Below are 17,959 nucleotides of genomic sequence, written 5' to 3' on the forward strand. Positions count from 1 at the left end.
AAAATTGGGTAAAACAGTTCGTATGTAGATATGGATGAAATGGTCTAATATGGCTAGTTTTAGCGTATAGCAAAATCACTATATTAAAAAGTTCGTATGGTACACGTGGTAGACCATAAGATTCCAAAGAAAATTGTTCTCACGCTTGCTTGTTAATTATGCAAAGGTAAAATCATATTACTAATTTAATAATAAAAAATATAAATATATATACCAATCTTTTATTAGTCATAAAAAAAAACTTGCCTTGATGATTTTTTTTAAGTAACTTGCTAAAAGTTTAATATGATGAGTTTTATATGTTTAAAGCAAAAGTAAATGACATACCTGATAAATCACCTAATGATGCCGCTCTAAAAAGGTCTGTTACTAGAGAACCTATTTCCATTTTTAGTCAGATAAAAAATGCAAAGGATGAAGAGAAAAAGGAGCTTAATCAACTTTTAGAAATACTAAGAAAGAAATTGCCTGAGGGCTTTAAAATAGGAGCTGCTGTAGGTGAAGGGGATTGTTTCTTTGATTCCGTAGCTCAAGGGTTGAATGAGCTAAAAGATAAAGGTCTGATTACAGGTAGTAAAGGATTTAGTGTAAAGTCTTTGCGGGAAAGTTGTAAGCAATATGCACAACAAGTTGATCAATCAAAAGAAGGCTCATGGTTGGATAATGCTTTAAAAGTAGAAATTGAAGAACTTTGTGAATATATTCCGCGTATTGAATTTACTGCAGAAGACATTAAAAATGCAAGTTCTGGTTCAGAAATAAAAATTCTAAAGTTGGAAAACGCTATATGGGGAAGACCTGAAGTTGAAGGAAAAATGATATGTGAAAAGTATGGCGTAAAAATTAGGACTATAGAATTGAGAGATGAAGAGATAGATGGATTATATGTTACTAAAGGTAAGGTAGGTGCAGGTAATAATATTATTTATATAGTGAATTACAGGAACCATTTTGTACCACTTCTTAGCAATATTGAAAAAGATATAAAGAGAAGCATAAAAGTTTCTAGAGAGGAAGCTTACGGTAATGTGATAGGTTTAAATTCAAACAATATTTCTCAATCTTACATTTCTATACCATTACGAGATATTGAAAATTCCTCACATAAACAAAGTGGTTCTTCAAGGAGTCCAGGTAAGAAAAATCGTAAAACGAGTAGAAAACGTGGGCGTTCTGTTACAGACAAAGGTAATAATGCACCGAAATGGGCGCGCATGGATGTCAATGTCACTAGTAATGAAGATTCAGAATTTCCTAGTGATTTACAAGATGAACCTAGACAGGATGAATTACATAATGCTTATCAAACTAATCGATGCATTCCTCATAAGCTGATTAGACTTATGTATCAATTAGACTTGTCGGTGCTTTGCTCACTTAGAGAGTCTATATATAAACATAAATATCCTTCATTATCATTAGCGTTTGGAGATTCTGAAATTGATGAATTTAATAATATTGTTCTTCGTTATAAAAAGAAGTCTATTCATATACAAATTGAAAATGTAGACAAATATTATATAGATAATGGTATTAGTTATGCTAGATTATTTACTAAAGAAAAACGAAGTTTTTCTATTAATAATTACTTTGATAGTTTTGTTAAACATCTAATATCTAAATCAGATAGTTTATTAAATAATATAGAATATCTTATCATCTATACTGATTCATGCCTGGATTTTACAGAAGAAAAGGAATTAAAAAAAGGAAGATTTAAAAATTTTTACCCTTTTAAATTTAGTAGCATAGATATGGAGAAATATGACATTTTGAAAGACTTTTTGTTTACAAATGATAATGCGCAGGGGTGTGGTTTTTATCAATTTTCGCAAGATAAAACAAGAGAAGAACTTTTAAAGCGATTAGAGTTTTCATCTGTTATGCAGAAAGTAATAAAAGAAAGAAAACTTTCTCAGAAAGAAATAAAAGAAGCATTTTTAGATAAATTAGTATTTGCAGTTAATCAGCCCAGTAGAGAAGAGCTGAATAGTATTATTAAAAGTGAAATGGAAAAAAATAGTACAACTGAAGATGATTATATAGCATTACAAGAAAAAATATTACGTGATTTAACAGCTCCAGAAAATGATAAAAAACTTAAGAATTATGTGTCTGGAATTATATATGAATTCAATTTATTGATGCTCTTCTTGCATGACATGTTCTTGCATAAAAATATGTTTTTCATAAATTTTGAAGGAAAAAGCCGTGATATATCTAATGGCATTACTATCAATTATAAAGATAGATTTACTTACGTAAAGGCTCATAATACAAATAGTAATGTTGGTTATAGTCAGTTATTTCCCTCTAAACAACAGGATAATACATTTTCTATTGATAAGCTTTTTATTGAGAAATTAAGAGAAGATATAGAATATTTTATTATCTATACTAATGCAGATCTAGACCTTACAGAAGAAAAGGGATTAAAAAAAGGGCAATCTAAAGATTTTTATCCTTTAAAACTTGATAGTATAGATATTCAAAAGAAAAAGTATAAAATTTTAAGAAATTGTTCGTGTATAAATGAAAATGGTCTTTATCGATTTTCGCAAGAAGAAATAACAAGAGAGAAGCTTTTAAGTCTATTAAATCTTCCACCTTCTTTGCAGAAAGAAAAAGAGGAAGGGAGATTCTCTGATGAAAATGAAAAAGAAATAAAAGAGAAATTTTTAGATAAACTAATACTTGCGATTAACCAACCTAATAGAGAAGAATTGAATAGTGTTATTAGAAATGAGATAGATAAGTCTAATGTTCCATATAATTATGAAGAATTACATGAAATAGCGTTACGTTGGTCAGAATCTAATGAATTTGGCCCTATTACAAAAGGAATAATGGAAAAGCTTTTAGAAGATATCAAAAATAATAGATCTAGTTATCAGGAGATTCAAAATAAAGGCATTGATAAGGAAATTAAATTTGCTAAAAGTGTAGTTGGTAAAGAAGGTATACCTGCATTTGATCAGTTCTTGGGTTTTTTAATTAAAGGGGAAGGAATAAAGTATCTAGAAGTTCTAAAAAATAAAGGAATAAATCTATCTAATATGTCCAGTATTTTGAGTGAAGCAAGAGCTAATGCTGAAAAAGCTTTTAAAGACTTATATAATCTGTGGTTCGATAAGCAAGGAAATAAAACACAATATTTAAAAACTCTAGAAAAAGAAAGAATAAATCTATCTAATATGTCCAGTATTTTAAGCGGAGCAGGAGCTAATGCTGAAAAAGCTTTTAAAGACTTATATGATCTGTGGTTTGATGGAGAAGGAAATAAAACACAATATTTAAAAACTCTGAAAAAAAAAGGAATAAATCTATCCAACGTGTCCAGTATCTTGCATGGAACAAAAGCTAATGCTGCGAAAGTTTTTAAAGACTTATATGATCTGTGGTTTGATGGGGAAGGAAATAAAACACAATGTTTAAAAACCCTAGAAAGAGAAGGAATAAATCTATCTAATATGTCCAGCATTTTAAGTGGGGCAAGGGCTAAAGCTCCTAAAGCTTTTAAAGACTTATATAATCTGTGGTTTGATGGAGAAGGAAATAAAACACGATATTTAAAAGCTCTAGGAAAAGAAGGAATAAATCTATCTAATATGTCCGGTATTTTGAATGGAGCAGGAGCTAATGCTGAAAAAGCTTTTAAAGGCTTATATGATCTGTGGTTTGACGAAGAAGGAAATAAAACACAATATTTAAAAACTCTGGAAAAAGAAGGAATAAATCTATCCAATGTGTCCAGTATTTTAGGCGGGGCAGGAGCTAATGCTGAAAAAGCTTTTAAAGGCTTATATGATCTGTGGTTTGACAAAGAAGGAAATAAAACACAATATTTAAAAATTCTGGAAAAAGAAGGAATAAATCTATCCAATGTATCCAGTATTTTAGGCGGGGCAGGAGCTAATGCTGAAAAAGCTTTTAAAGATTTATACGATTTTTGGTTTGATAAAGAAATACAATATTTAAAAACTCTAGAAAAAGAAGGAATAAATCTATCTAATATGTCCAGTATCTTACATGGAGCAGGAGCTAATGCTGCAAAAGCTTTTAGAGACTTATATGATCTTTGGTTTGATGAGCAAGGAAATAAAACACAATATTTAAAAACTCTGGAAAAAGAAGGAATAAATCTATCTAACATGTCCAGTATTTTAGGTGGAACAGGAACTAAAGCTGTAAAAGCCTTTAAAGGCTTGTATGGTCTTTGGTTTGATAAGCAAGGAAATAAAATGCAATATTTAAAAACTCTAAAAAAAGAAGGGGTAGATCTACTTAATATATCCAGCATTTTAAGTGGAACGGGAGCTAATGCCGCAAAAGCTTTTAGAGACTTATATGATCTTTGGTTTGATGAAGAAGGAAATAAAACACAATATTTAAAAACTCTAGAAAAAGAAGGAATAAGTCCGGCCAATATATCCAGTGTTTTGAGTAAAGCGGGAACTAAAGCTCCTAAAGTTTTTAAAGGCTTATATGATCTGTGGTTTGATAAGCAAGGAAATAAAACACAATATTTAAAAACTCTAGAAAAAGAAGGAATAAATCTATCTAATATATCCAGTATCTTGCATGGAGCAGGAGCTAATGCTGTGGAAGCTTTTAAAGAACTATATAATACTTTTTGTGATGAGCAAGGAAGTAAAACACAGCATTTAAAGCGCTTTATTAAGAAAAAAGATGGGGAGAAAGAAGTTTTTACACTGCATAATTTATCTGGTATATTAAGTAAAGCAGGAGCTAACGCTAAAGACGCTTTTGAAAAATTGCATAGTGTTTGTTTTAACGACGAAGGAAAAAAAACAGAACTTTTAGATGATTTCTATAATGCAGGTTTTAGGCCACGTAACTTATCCTGTATGTTATGTGGAGCAGGAGTTCGTGCTGCTTCTATTTTAAAAAGATTGCATAGTGTTTGTTTTAATGAAAAAAGAGAAAGAACAAAACTTCTAGATGATTTCCATAATGCAGGTTTTAGGCTGTGCGATTTATGCAATATATTGAGTGCAGCAGCGGATAGTTTAGAAGAATTTCATAATTTTTGTTTTATAGGAGAAACAAAGGAGTATTTAAGTCATTTCTTAAACGAGAAAGAGGGTTTTACGCCGAAAAATTTATCTAAGATACTACATGGAGCAGGAGCTAACATTTGTTCTGCTTTAAAAGGTTTTCATGATATTTGTTTTGATGAAACAGAAAACAAAACACCGCTTTTGGCTGATTTCCATAATGCAGGTTTTACACCGAGCAATTTATCCAACATATTATCCATGGCAGGAAATAATGCTGCTTCTATTTTAAGAAATTTTCATAAATTGTGTTTTAATAAAGAAAATTATTTAAATCACTTCTTAGCCGAGGAAGAGCTTTTTACGTTGAAAGGTTTATCTAAGATATTAGATGGAGCAGGAACTAAGATTTGCTCTACCTTTGAAAGATTGCATGATCTTTGTTTTGATAAAGTAGGAAACAAAACAGGTTATTTAGATAACCTTATCAAAAACAACCCACAAAATAAGATACTTAATATATTATGCGAAAAAGTGAGAAAAGCTCCCTCTACTTTCTTAGATGAGCAGAGTATTAGTGAAGGAGACAAAGCAACCAATGCAGGTCTTAAACCGAGTAACTCATCTGGTAGAACGGAGCAAAAACAAAACTTAGATAGTTTACAACAAAGTGATTCTAAAGTTAAGAAAAAAACCCGGAAGGGTATCACTAACCAAAGTAAGAACAGGCAAGATGATAAAATTTTAGACACAGTAGCAGGAAGCTCTTGTAGCTCAAGAGATTTATCCCCAAAACAAATACAGTCAGTACACCATAACAAGAAGCAACGAGAAGTGTCTTCACACTTATCAAAATTTGTATCATCCATTGAACCAGCAAGACAAGGGCTTTATTTACCTTCATTTGAAAAACGTGGGGTTGAGATTGATGGTAAATGTGTAGCAATGACACGTAGCTTATCTCAAGCTTTATTATCGCAGAATGACAAATCATTTTTAAGTAATTTAGAAACTTCGGCTGAAATTTATGAGCGTATAGCACAAGGTAAGCAGGTATTTAAAAGGGAAGAAAGAGAAGTTTTTGCTTTTAGTAAATTACTTGATAGCTTTGAGAAACAATTAGATTCTTCTATGAATAGCCTACCTTCAAGCTCAATTCATACTAATGGCTACAAAACACTTGGTGATTTATCAAATTATATAGCTGGAGTTAAGGGTAATTTTGCTATTCATTTAGTAACAAGTAATCATGTTGTTGCTATTTATAGAACTGGTGACAACTATGCTTATTTTGATAGCAATGTAGCATTTGTTTCTGGGTTAAAAAGTGTTGATCAGCTCATGCAAGTTATAGAAAGAGAGGTAAAGTTTGCTGGCTATGAAGTGGGAGAAAAAGGCTTTCTTGTTGAACACTTTAATGTTGATAAAGCCAACAGCCAATTATCCAGTGAAGATAAACAAATTCTAGCAAAAGAAATTAAAACAGAGCGTCAACTTCTCGCAGAGCAAGATAAGGAATTTGGCCTTATTAAGATGAATGGTCAAGAAGTGTCCAGAGTACAGTTATATGATTTTGGAACTAAAATTGATGTAGAAGGTAGTGTACCGTTACTTATTAATGCTGATATGAACTTAAGTAGCAAAAAATTCCAGGATCTTATAGATAAAGAAGAAGTGGGTATGACAGCTAGAGAATATCTTGGTAACTTGAAAGATAGCAAGAATGTAGAAGAAGTGGTACAAGCAACCAAGTTTATTCCTTTCATAGGTTCAAAACGTGAAATTGAAGAAGCAAAGCAAACACGCAAGCCAAAACAATCTTTATTAGAGTTGGCTAAAGGAATAATTAATTGCATACTTGCTGCTGTTTCTCTTACTAGCGCTAGTTGGTCAAAGAGTCAGTTACCAGAAAAAGCAGGCAATGAACCTCAAACTTATTTAAATGATCCAATAGTAGACAAGCAGCTACAAAAATCACTGTGATATTTCTTCCTTGAGTTGTGCAATTTCAGCTTGAGGAAGGCCAGTAGATTCAGCTATCAAGTCGATAGATACACCAGCTTTAAGTAGGTTTTTAGCCACTGCTATTTTAGCCTGTTTTTCGCCCTCTTCTCTGCCTTTTTCATGTCCGATTTGGATGGCTTCTCTATTTATGAGCTGCATTAGCTGTGGTATTGTGTAGCAGGATTTCCTATTATCCAATCTGGTGCTTCTCTGCCATTTTCCCACTTAGCAAATCTCATCTTTTCCTTGAGATAATATCTCCTATAAGCTTCCACAGCACTGCTGCATTTATACTGATCTGGCAGTGCTTGTATAAAAGCTTGCATATCAGTTGATCGAAAAATGAGTAAATCCTTATTACTATCACACCAATTTATTACTTCCTCTGATTTATGCTTCCTTTTGCATCGCCAAGTGTACTCTTTACATAATTCTCTTCCGTACTCTATCAACCAATAAAAGTTCCCTTTTGATTGCCTAGCCCACAAAGAACAAGGATGATTGTTGTGAGTCAGTTTATATGGAATTTCTATATCCTGATCTATGACACTAACAAAAGGATTTGGCACTTTCAATGCTGTTGAAAAAACATTACTCAGTAATTGAGCAGTTTCTAATGGCATTTTTACTATATGCTTATCACATAACATTTGCGCCGCAATTGCTGGGTTTTCATCTAGTACAAAGATGTTCATCACACCCAAAGATAGAATTAGCTTAAGTCTTTGACTTCGTTAACTGTAAGACCAGTAGTTTGAGCTATAATATCAATAGAAACACCTGCTTTTAGTAGATTCTTTGCGACCTCAATTTTCTCTGCTTTTCTGCCTTTTTCATGTCCGATTTGGATGCCTTCTTGTCTACCTTCTTGTTTACCTTCATCTCTGGCATCATCAAGGCGTTGTTCCCAAATAGCAGCTTCTTTCTGTACACTCAATACTCTTTCTTCGTATGCTGCTAGATCCTCTTCTTCCCAACTAAACTTGTCTAATTCATCATATGCTAGCTTTATTATTGGTGATTTTTCTGCAATATCTTTTAGGTCTGCATCTGTAGTATCTTCTGCATACCGGAAAAAAAAACACCACCTTTCTACTGTACTCTCTAGTTGCTCTACTTTGTTCTTTGTAAATTTAGGCAACTCAATAAAGACAAATTGAAAATCTTTTAAATAATGTCCGTTGGTTTTTATATCACGTATATTGTGAGTGGAAATATACTCAACCTCTGTAGGAAATAGCGTACTGTTGGAAATAGCAATAAAGAATACTTTCTTAAAATCAATGTAATTGCCAGATTGTCTTGAGTAAGCTTTAGAAGCATAAAGTTGGGCACGTTTTTCAAAGCCCTTGTCACGAGCGAGCTGCATCTCTGCAATATATCTATTCCCGAAAGAATCCTTACAGAGAACATCAACAATACTCTGTTTATCAGAAGCAATCTCAGGATCCATAATAGTGCTAAGAAACTTAACATCTTGAATTGTGTTAACACCAGTAAACCCTAAGATGTCATTCAAAAAGTGGATAAGAATATTCTTGTTTTTCTCAGTGCCAAACACCCGTTTAAAGGGCAAATCGTATTTAGGGTCGAGGAACTTAGAAAAAGTCATAAGAAAGAACCTTAAAAAGCATTAATAATTATACACAATTCTGAAGAAATATTCAACTTTTTTATTTTTAGTTTATTTTTTAAGTTTTGAATGTGTTGATGAAAAAAATGTTTCCCATAGATGGCCCTAGAATGCTACTACGCACCTTAGACGTCTAATTTTGTGCATCTTTTATTAACCCTTCTATAAAGCATCTTAAAAGGCTAGCAAATGGATGCGATGAGTTTGAAGCTGTAGGAGACATCAAAGATACGCTTTTTGGTGTGGGAGCCTAATAAAAATACGAGCGTAAAAACTCAAATACGATTTACCTAACACCGTGAGATTAACCTCCCACACCCTTATTATAAATAACTCAAAAATAGTATTCAATAATTTTTAGTGGAAAATTTTACAATTGAAGTTATATCTGAGTAAGTATGAATACAAAAAAAAGTAATGTACACTGGCAAACGAGGAGGCGGATAGACTGGCTAGAAAAGAAACTAAAAAGCTGAAATACAAAAACTACCAAAAAAGAGACATAAATTGAAGACCATAGCAATATAAATTTTAGCATAATTTTCAATTAAAGATTCTATAATGCTTGTCATAGCGTGAGCATTGAATATACTAGTTTTCAACAGGCAGATCTTACTGCTGAGAGATAAAATCTTAAAACAGATGTTTGTTTGTGTGAAAAAGAGTGACCGCTAGTAACATTAATAATAGCCGTATAAAGCATATTAACGCTACAAGATACAAAATAGCACAAAAAGTAAGAAGCTGGAGGTTAAAGCGAGGATATACCCTGAAAGCTTTAGCAGATAAAACAGGCATAAAATATTACACGCTGCTAAAATATGAACAAGGGGTACAAGGTATTCCAACTAAAGACATAAAAAGACTAGCGGACGCATTCTCAATTAAGGCTGGAGCTCTATTTCCTAGACAAAAAGTACTAAGAGAAAACTGTTGTTTTGATAAAGCCAAGGAATAAGCAATATACAATCTCACGGCACAAACAAGAACGCGAGAATCACGCAAGGCAATTTATGGCTTCCCGTTATAATATCACCATCGCGGAATATCGCATCTCCTATGCCTTTGAGCCTCAAAAGAGCATAATCTTGAATCTCATTTAATTCTGCTGATTGCAAACCTCTTCCTGCAAGGAACAAGCTTTTTTCGTATTCTTTGTCAGAGCGATTGTAATAGCTATTTAACGTCATCTTTTTCCCCTTTTGCTAAAATGTAACGACAAAGGCAAAGGTCTCTCTTGTGGCAACAGTTCTAATAAGTGGTACCGTGTGTTCTAAAACTAATAAAATTCCCGGGTCTTCTATATCTTGTGGTTCAAAATATCTCTGCCCTGGAAGCAATTCTTTTTTCACTTTTGTACCAACCATAACCCCGAGTTCCCTGATAACTTGATTTGCTGCGTCCGTGAAATCGAAAGTAAACTTGAGAAAAAGGTTATTGGTTGGTACAGCGGAAGATTTAAACCTTCCAGATGGAGTCAAAAGCTCTCCGTTTTCATCACCTGTGCAGAAGAGAACTTCTTGAGCGGTACGTCTACCAAGTTCATTGAGCAGTTTTTCAGACGTTATCGGCTCTGGTGGTGTATTTTGAGTATACTCTATAGTGACTGCATTATTTGCCGTGATAGAGCTGTTTTCCACCAGTTTAATTACACTAGTATTGCTATCAATTGTATAGTCTATACTTGGCTGATAAATTATCTGTCCTGTAGTAACCTTCACATCTTTGATGGGGTGATGATCTAGGGTTAGTTTGCCATCAGTGGTAAAAATCTTCTCCACTTTATGGCTACTTCCAGAGTTTCCATCACCACTGCCCCAAGCAAGATGTATCGGTTGCTCTTTTATACTTGCTGCTATTGCTGCTCTTCCTGATTGTGTGAGAATTGACACCTGTGATGAGTTCGAAAGGCTTATATAATATATATTCAGGATTTGGAAAATTTTTGTCCAAAAAAAATGAATTTTTGCCTAATTTTTTGTTGCAGTATTATTTAAATTTGGATGTGTATTATTCTTGAAGAAAAGTAATTGAATATCAGTAGTTTAAAAATTGCATCTGTATTATTTATTTTTGCCCCTGTCCTACAAAGTGCACCTATAGGTTCTCATCCTTAAAGCATTAATTGTTTTAGGGAAAGATTATGAAACTAAAAACTGCTATAGTTGTTCAAAATATACGCTATCAAGCTAGGAGATTAAAACTTTTTGAATGCTTTACTCATGAAACTCATGAAGATCTTGAGCAAGAACTTTTCTGTGAAATTTGGACTTATCTTGATAGATATGATGAAAGTAAAGGTAGCTTTAACACTTTTGTAGCAAGATTAACTGAACGTCGTGCCAACAACTTATTAGAGAAACAACTATGTATAAAACGCAATATTAATAACTACATCAATATTGAGAAAACAGAAGCTTTTGAAAATGAAGTAGCGAAACGTACTGATGTAGATTACATGATTTCAACACTACCAAGAAAGATGCAAAAGATATGCGAGCAACTCAAGTACTTTAACTTATATGAAGTTGCTAAGATGAACAACATATCAAGAACTACTTTAAATACTATGTTAAGAAAAATACGTATAAAACTCTCTTCCATCTACTACAAGGGCAAAAAGAAAAATTGAACATAAATTTTACCTTTCCTGAATATATAACATATAACATTGAGGTGAATAAATGACTTTTAAAATTTTAAACAATAATGAAAGACTGAAAACAACTACAGGCATAAAAGTAGTAATTTTTGGTCCTTACGGTATTGGTAAAACCAGTCTCTTAAAGACTATAAGTGAACCAACACTTTGTCTTGACTTTGAAGCAGGTCTGCTTGCTGTTCAAGATTGGCAAGGAGATTCAATCAGTATTCGTACTTGGAATCAAGCTCGGGATATTGCCTGCCTAATTGGTGGTCCGAACCCTGCACTAAAATCTGATCAAGCGTATAGCCAAAAACACTATGAGCACGTATCAAGTAAATACAATGAAGAGTTTTCTAAATATCGATGTATTTTTATTGATAGCATCACTGTAGCATCACGTCTTTGTCTCTTATGGGCAAAAATGCAACCGGAAGCTTTTTCTGAGAGAAGTGGAAAGCAAGACATGAGAGCTGCTTACGGAATACTTGCGCAAGAGATGATGGGATGGCTCAATCAGTTTCAGCACATTCCAAATAAAGATATCATTACCGTTGGTACTTTAGGTCAATATTTAGATGACTTCAATCGTCCGACCTGGCTACCTCAATGTGAAGGGGCTAAAACTGCCAGTGAAATTCCCGGCATTGTTGATGAAGTAATCAGCATGGTTGGCCTCAAGAAAGATGATGGCACAGAGGTACGTTCATTTGTCTGTCAGACGATTAATCCTTGGGGATATCCGGCTAAAGATCGAAGTGGATGCCTGGATATGGTTGAAGAGCCGCATCTGGGAAAATTACTTACGAAAATTAAAGCTAAAGCCTTTTCTACTGCTGCTTAATGGAGAATAATTATGCTACAAAACATTTTCACTATTGGTCAAAAAGTCCCTTTTTTCAGTGTAAAAGAGTATTTAAGTGACAAAGCACCAATCCCAGAAGACATCATCTACCCAAGGATATTAACTCCAAGGGGTTTGTTGGTATTTGGCGGGCCACCTAAAATTGGTAAAAGCGATTTTCTAATTTCATGGCTCATGCACATGACTGCTGGTGTTTCATTTCTGGGTATGATTCCTAATCAGCCTATGAAAGTTCTCTGTCTGCAGACTGAAATTGATGATGGATATTTAAAAGAGCGTCTACAGGAGTTAAAACTTGATAAAGAGCTTTTGGATATTGGTGCAAACAACTTCATGATCACGCCAAGAGTACAACTATCGTTTAGTAGTGAAGAGATAGATGAAATAAAAAACTCTCTAGAGGAAAAAAGTTTCAAGCCAGATATTATCGCCATAGATCCTCTACGAAATATCTTTAATTCAGGTAATGAGAACGATAACAGCGCTATGCTATTCTTCCTGCAAAAAACGCTTGAAAGACTGAGAAATGTTATTAATCCAGACGCTGGGATAATTTTGACTCATCACACAAAAAAATTGTCCAAAAAGATGCTAGAAGAAGATCCATTTCAAGGTTTAAGTGGTGCTGGATCTTTAAGAGGGTTCTATACTACAGAAATGGTGATGTTCCGAAAGGATGAAGAAAATGACGATGAAAAAACCGCATGTCAAATAGTTTTTGAGTTACGCAATGGAAAACGTGTTCTGCGCAAGACTGTCGATAAGATAGATGGTCGCTGGCAGTTCGTTGACCAATGGAATAACTGATTTCAACTTTATTATGGGAGTATTTATGTTACAGGATTTAACTGATTTTAACACGGCAAAGTCGCAAAGTAATTTAATACCTAAAGGTACAACTGCAAAAGTCAAAATGGCTATTAAACCAGGAGGTTATGAATGCTGGTTCACCAAAAGTCCCACTACCGGTAGTATCTATTTAAATGCAGAATTTACCGTCATTGAAGGGCCATATGCAAAACGTAAGATTTATCAAGTAATTGGGATAAAAAGTGGCAAAGCAAGCGTTGAAGGAGAAGATACTTGGGGAGAATCTGGACGTTCTATGCTTAGAAGTATTTTAGAGTCAGCACGGAACATTCATTCAAATGACACTTCAGAAAAAGCAGTTATTGCTAGAAAAGTCAACTCTATAGCTGATTTTAACGGGGTAGAGTTTACTGCAAAAGTTGGTATTGAAGCTGATCGATATGGAGAAAAAAACAAGATTGCCACTGTTATTACTCCAGAACAATCTGAAGTTGATTGGTTGCCATTTTGAAGTACGACGAAGAGAAGCTCTGGATTGCTGTAATTGAGAGAGCTATCAAAGATGCAGCAGTAGAGCTAAAGAAAGAAGCAATTAAATGGTTTGATTCAGAGTCTTTTGAAACTGTTTGTGAGCTAGCTAATCTCAGCTCTAAACGTATGAAAAGTATGTATGGGGGTTTTATGCAGAGAAAGGAAATAAAAGGATTATTGATTGATAATATTAAGGAGTGTGTACCTTACCTAATTCCAAACGGTAATTTTTATCGAGAGAGGACTTATGTTGGCAATTGTGATGGGGATACGATTACAGTTAAAATAGTGGGTAAAGAAGCTGGAAATTGGCGTAATTTTACTAAAGGAATCAGTGGTGATATTATTGATCTTTGGACTTTAGTTAAAGGTGATATAAATTCCGCTAAGAAGTGGTTAAATACTAAAGAAAACACAACAGAACATAAAATTACATCGTTTTCAGCAAGGCATTACTTGAATGATAAATCACCAATGCCAAAAGATATAATAGGCCCAAGAATTTTAACTCCAGGCGGTCTTTTGGTTATAGGTGGAACTCCCAAAATAGGAAAAAGTAATTTTCTACTTTCCATGTTGGTACATTTAGCTGCAGGAGTATCATTTCTTGGTATGAAGCCTGCAAAGCCACTTAAGATATTCTATCTACAGAATGAAATGGAATATGATTACATAAGAGAGCGCTTACAGAAGCTAAGAATCAGCAAGAAAATCCTTGATACAGGAACAGAAAACTTAGTTATTACTAAAAAAGTACAGTTAACTTTGAATGTGGAAAAAATAAAAGAAATTATGTCGGAAAATCTCGATGTAAAAACAGTTGATCTTGTAGTGATAGACTCTCTTTTTGATTATAGAAGTATGATCTCTTTTCTGCAAAATGGCATTGATGAACTACGATCTATAACTAATCCTATGGCTGGAGTAATAGTTACACATTACACCAAAAAAGTGTCAACAACCACGTTAAAAAAGAATCCATTTCAAGCATTGAGTGGTGCTAATGTTTTAAGAAGTTTATATACATCTGGAGTAATAATATTTAAGCCAGAAAAGCAAAGGAATACTCTGCAATTGATGTACGAACTTAAAAACGGCAAACCAATACCAACAAAATTCATAAACATGATAAACGGACGCTGGATAGCTACAGCTTAACCAAATTTCTAAACTTTAAATATGTTGGAGATTTTATGGATATCTATTGTGATTTTAATACTGCAACTCCACTAAAGAATGGACATTATAAGCCATTAGAGGAGAAAAAACAGTTAAAAGATCAACTTCTACTAAATATCAGGTCTTGTCTTTCATACCTATTACCAAAGGGAACTTTTCGTGGTGATAAGTTTTATGTGGGTGATGTACAAGGTAATAGAGGCAAAAGTATGGTAGTAGAATTAACTGGTAGTAAAGCCGGACTTTGGAAGGATTTCGAAAAAGATGAAGGTGGTGATATCATCGATCTTTGGGCAGCAGTACATGGAAGAAGTGTCAGAACAGAGTTTCCTGAAGTAATGGCTTCTATAGGTGAATGGCTTGGAAAAAAACATACTAGGAAATATGAAAATCTAGAACAATTTTTAACATGCAGTTGGAACTACTATGATGAAAACAATCAAGTTATTGTCATAGTCAACCGTTATGATCTTCCCGAAGGAAAAGAATATCGTCCTTTTGATGTGAAAAAATCTACTTTTACTGCACCAGAAATCAGACCTTTGTACAACATTCCAGGTATCTTAAAGTCCGATAAAGTTATTCTAGTTGAAGGGGAAAAATGTGCAGAAGCATTAATAAAACAAGGTATTACAGCAACAACAACAATGTGTGGGGCAAACTCAGATGTTAAAAAAACTGATTGGTCACAACTTAAGGGCAAGCATATTACTATTTGGCCAGATAATGATGAAGCAGGTCAGAAGTATGCTGAAAATGTTATTACAAAACTCATCAGCTTAGGTATTGCATCACTTTATATGGTTAAAATTCCAGAGGGTAAACCGGAAGGCTGGGATGCTGCTGATTATTTACAAGAAAATACAAACGTCTCTGACTTTATCAAGAATAATGCAAAAAAAGTAATTATCAAACCACCACTAAATATTTTAGACTGGACTGCAGAGCGCTTTATAGGCCCAGTACCAGAACAAAAGTTTCTTGTTGAGGGTTTATTTCCTTTAGGTGTTACTTCAATAATAGCAGCAATGGGAGATACAGGCAAAGGTATGCTTCTTCTTGACCTAGCGCTTAAGGTTGCAAGTGATAAGGATCAGATGTGTGGCTTTGGTTCACTTGTTACTGAACATGGATCAGTAGTGATTTTTTCAGCAGAAGATGATGCAGGTGAAGTACACCGCCGCTTAGAACGACTTGACCCTAAATGTGAAAGATTAAAATATAAAGATAGATTATTTATCGTGCCACTACCAAACGTAAGAGGGTCACTTACAATACTGAGAAATGTTCGTGGTAAAATTGTTGAAGTCTCTCCTGAATTCGAATCTGTAATGAAACAGCTTGAGGAAATTAAAGATTTGAAGTTAGTTGTATTTGATCCTCTTTCATCGTTTATCCATGCAGACATAAATGCTGATCCTGCTGTAGGAGATTATTTAATGTGTTTATTATCTGATTTAGCAAATAGCACTGGAGCTTCAGTAATTACTGCACATCATATGAGAAAGCCAAAGAGTGAGAAGCCTATATTAACTGCTGAACAAGCACGAGATGCCATCCGTGGTACCTCTGCTCTTGTTAATGGTGTCAGATGTTCCTATGCTTTTTGGCCAGTGGAAGATACAGCTAAGCCAGAGATCTTTAGGTCAATGGGGGAGATTCCAAGACAAAATGCTTTATTTTATGGGGCGGTTGTTAAGGCAAATGGGTTAGCTGATCGCACTGTACGTACTTACCTAAGAAATCAAGAAACAGGGCTACTAGAAGATATAACAGCACAATTGAAAGTTAAAAACATTAGCGATAAAAGTCTTAAGATATATCTTATCGATGCAATTAAACGATCTGCTATTGCAGGGCATCCATTTACTCATACAGGAAGTGCAGGAGTATATAAACAACGGCATAGACTGCCTGAAATTTTTCACAATATGGGAAGAGATAAATTAGAACGTATGATACAGGAACTTTTACAGGTAAAACAGTTAGTAAAAGGAATGTCTAAAGGTTCAAGAGAGGATAAGTGGCTTGACGTTACAACAGGCCCCTTTGCTTGTGGTATAGGAAAATTCACCCCTGGAGCTGAAGATCTTAACTGCAAATAAAACTTCTGTAGGTAAATTCTTTACAGCTATTTTTAATAGATCTCTTATTCAAATACTTGTTCTGTAGGCTTTGTTGCATTGCTCCTAACCATACTTTTCTATATATGGATATATACAATATTCAGTTGCTAGTTTACGTTGAATGCTACAATAGATAGATATATAGTAGAATGGAGAAACAACCAGAAATAGCTATGCAACAAAACCATACCAGATGGGCTATTGGTTTTTCAACAGCTATGCAAGAATATTTTTACAAACAGACATTAATCTCTTAAAAATTGATATCTATTATAGGTAGCATTATATTCCTAATTCCTAGGTTATCAGCTAAATAGTTAGAACCTGTTCATAATCTTTTGAGGAACAAAGCAGTGAAAGCAAGAACTACCATTTGCAAGCTGGTGTTGAGTTTACGCTCGCAATTTTTCCATAACCGTCTACATTTTTCCAACCAAGCAAAAGAACGCTCTACAACCCATCTTTTTGGCAATACAGCAAAGGTATGTAATTCACTGCGTTTTATTACCTCAACAGTTGCACCAATAGTTGCTTTTATTTGTGTTGCAAAATTCTCTCCCGTATAGCCTGCATCAACCAGTACATTTTTAACTCCCGAGAGGTTTTCTTTTGCATTTTCTACCATTCTCACAGCACTGCTACGGTCAGTTATCTCTGCTGTTGTTACATAAATTGCATGTGGCAAACCTTGCGTATCTACTGCAATATGGCGTTTTATTCCTGAAATCTTTTTGCCTGCATCGTAGCCTTTTTCTTCAGCAGTATCTGCATTTTTTACACTCTGTGCATCAATTATGCAGAAGCTGGTTTTTTCTTTCCGACCATTGTTTTGTCGGACTACGCCAACTATTTTTTTTTAACACCAGCTCCAGAACACTTTCTTTATTTGCATCTGGTTTTTCACTCCACTTCTTAAAATAGTCGTAACAATTGCGCCATTTTGGAAACTCTTTTGGTAGCATTCTCCACTGACAAACGCTTTTCAGAACGTATAACACTCCACAAAATACATCATACAAATCAAGTTTTCTTGGTTTTGTTTTTTTTCTACAGGACTCTAGATCTGGTAATATAATCTCAAATCTTTCCCGACTTATATTACTTGGGTATAAACTCCTCATATATCCTAACTTATATACATTATCTCTT

At 34.0% G+C, this 17,959-nt stretch carries 12 protein-coding genes and 2 pseudogenes; 8 read left to right on the plus strand and 6 right to left on the minus strand.

Features of this window, described 5'->3' with window-relative positions:
• Positions 1-299 precede the first annotated feature (299 nt).
• Positions 300-7,001: an OTU domain-containing protein gene (locus tag AABM58_RS06385; RefSeq protein WP_338406672.1), complete on the plus strand. Its 6,702-nt coding sequence runs from the start codon at positions 300-302 to the stop codon at positions 6,999-7,001.
• On the opposite strand, the pseudogene AABM58_RS06390 reads toward AABM58_RS06385, so the two are convergent.
• The 3 genes and pseudogenes from AABM58_RS06390 to AABM58_RS06400 form a co-directional block, all read right to left on the minus strand.
• Positions 6,993-7,163, minus strand: a pseudogene (locus AABM58_RS06390) (Rpn family recombination-promoting nuclease/putative transposase); the annotation flags it as partial. The gene AABM58_RS06385 and the pseudogene AABM58_RS06390 overlap by 9 nt on opposite strands.
• A 17-nt stretch (positions 7,164-7,180) precedes the next feature.
• Positions 7,181-7,717 carry a pyrimidine dimer DNA glycosylase/endonuclease V gene (locus tag AABM58_RS06395; RefSeq protein ID WP_338406673.1) on the minus strand — a complete coding sequence of 179 codons (537 nt, stop codon included), beginning with the start codon at positions 7,715-7,717 and terminating at the stop codon, positions 7,181-7,183.
• A 17-nt stretch (positions 7,718-7,734) separates the two neighbouring features.
• Positions 7,735-8,634, minus strand: a complete 900-nt coding sequence (locus tag AABM58_RS06400; RefSeq protein ID WP_338406674.1) for an Rpn family recombination-promoting nuclease/putative transposase — start codon at positions 8,632-8,634, stop codon at positions 7,735-7,737.
• 685 nt (positions 8,635-9,319) lie between these two features.
• On the opposite strand from AABM58_RS06400, the gene AABM58_RS06405 reads away from it, so the two are divergent.
• Complete coding sequence (locus AABM58_RS06405; RefSeq protein ID WP_338406675.1) at positions 9,320-9,613, plus strand: helix-turn-helix domain-containing protein; 294 nt, start codon at positions 9,320-9,322, stop codon at positions 9,611-9,613.
• 37 nt (positions 9,614-9,650) lie between these two features.
• Here the strand turns inward: AABM58_RS06405 and AABM58_RS06410 are convergent.
• Positions 9,651-9,845, minus strand: a pseudogene (locus tag AABM58_RS06410) (DUF4815 domain-containing protein); the annotation flags it as partial.
• Between the two features lie 15 nt (positions 9,846-9,860).
• A complete protein-coding gene (locus tag AABM58_RS06415) occupies positions 9,861-10,547 on the minus strand; it encodes a hypothetical protein (protein WP_338406677.1) in 687 nt (228 codons plus the stop codon).
• A 251-nt stretch (positions 10,548-10,798) separates the two neighbouring features.
• Between AABM58_RS06415 and AABM58_RS06420 the strand changes: the two genes are divergently transcribed.
• Genes AABM58_RS06420 through AABM58_RS06445 form a run of 6 tightly spaced genes read left to right on the plus strand, consistent with a single transcriptional unit; the run spans position 10,799 to position 16,789 of the window.
• Entirely contained in the window at positions 10,799-11,287 is a 489-nt protein-coding gene (locus AABM58_RS06420) for a sigma-70 family RNA polymerase sigma factor (protein WP_338406678.1), read from the plus strand.
• A gap of 52 nt (positions 11,288-11,339) precedes the next feature.
• The gene (locus AABM58_RS06425; protein ID WP_338406679.1) at positions 11,340-12,143 is read left to right on the plus strand and encodes an ATP-binding protein; all 804 of its coding nucleotides are present in this window, start codon (positions 11,340-11,342) and stop codon (positions 12,141-12,143) included.
• A 12-nt stretch (positions 12,144-12,155) separates the two neighbouring features.
• A complete protein-coding gene (locus tag AABM58_RS06430) occupies positions 12,156-12,971 on the plus strand; it encodes an AAA family ATPase (RefSeq protein WP_338406680.1) in 816 nt (271 codons plus the stop codon).
• A 25-nt stretch (positions 12,972-12,996) separates the two neighbouring features.
• Positions 12,997-13,485 (plus strand): hypothetical protein, encoded by a 489-nt coding sequence (locus AABM58_RS06435; RefSeq protein WP_338406681.1) that lies wholly within the window; start codon positions 12,997-12,999, stop codon positions 13,483-13,485.
• Entirely contained in the window at positions 13,470-14,663 is a 1,194-nt protein-coding gene (locus tag AABM58_RS06440) for an AAA family ATPase (RefSeq protein WP_338406682.1), read from the plus strand. Before AABM58_RS06435 ends, AABM58_RS06440 begins: the two co-directional genes overlap by 16 nt.
• Before the next feature lie 35 nt (positions 14,664-14,698).
• Positions 14,699-16,789: an AAA family ATPase gene (locus tag AABM58_RS06445; RefSeq protein WP_338406683.1), complete on the plus strand. Its 2,091-nt coding sequence runs from the start codon at positions 14,699-14,701 to the stop codon at positions 16,787-16,789.
• Between the two features lie 349 nt (positions 16,790-17,138).
• Here the strand turns inward: AABM58_RS06445 and AABM58_RS06450 are convergent.
• Positions 17,139-17,931 (minus strand): IS5 family transposase gene (locus tag AABM58_RS06450; RefSeq protein ID WP_338405927.1). Its coding sequence is split into 2 segments (ribosomal slippage): positions 17,139-17,666 and positions 17,668-17,931, totalling 792 coding nucleotides; the frame shifts between segments, so codons are not numbered across the junction.
• Positions 17,932-17,959 lie beyond the last annotated feature (28 nt).

The sequence above is a fragment of the Wolbachia endosymbiont (group A) of Longitarsus flavicornis genome (genome assembly GCF_963931955.1).
Lineage (GTDB): Bacteria > Pseudomonadota > Alphaproteobacteria > Rickettsiales > Anaplasmataceae > Wolbachia.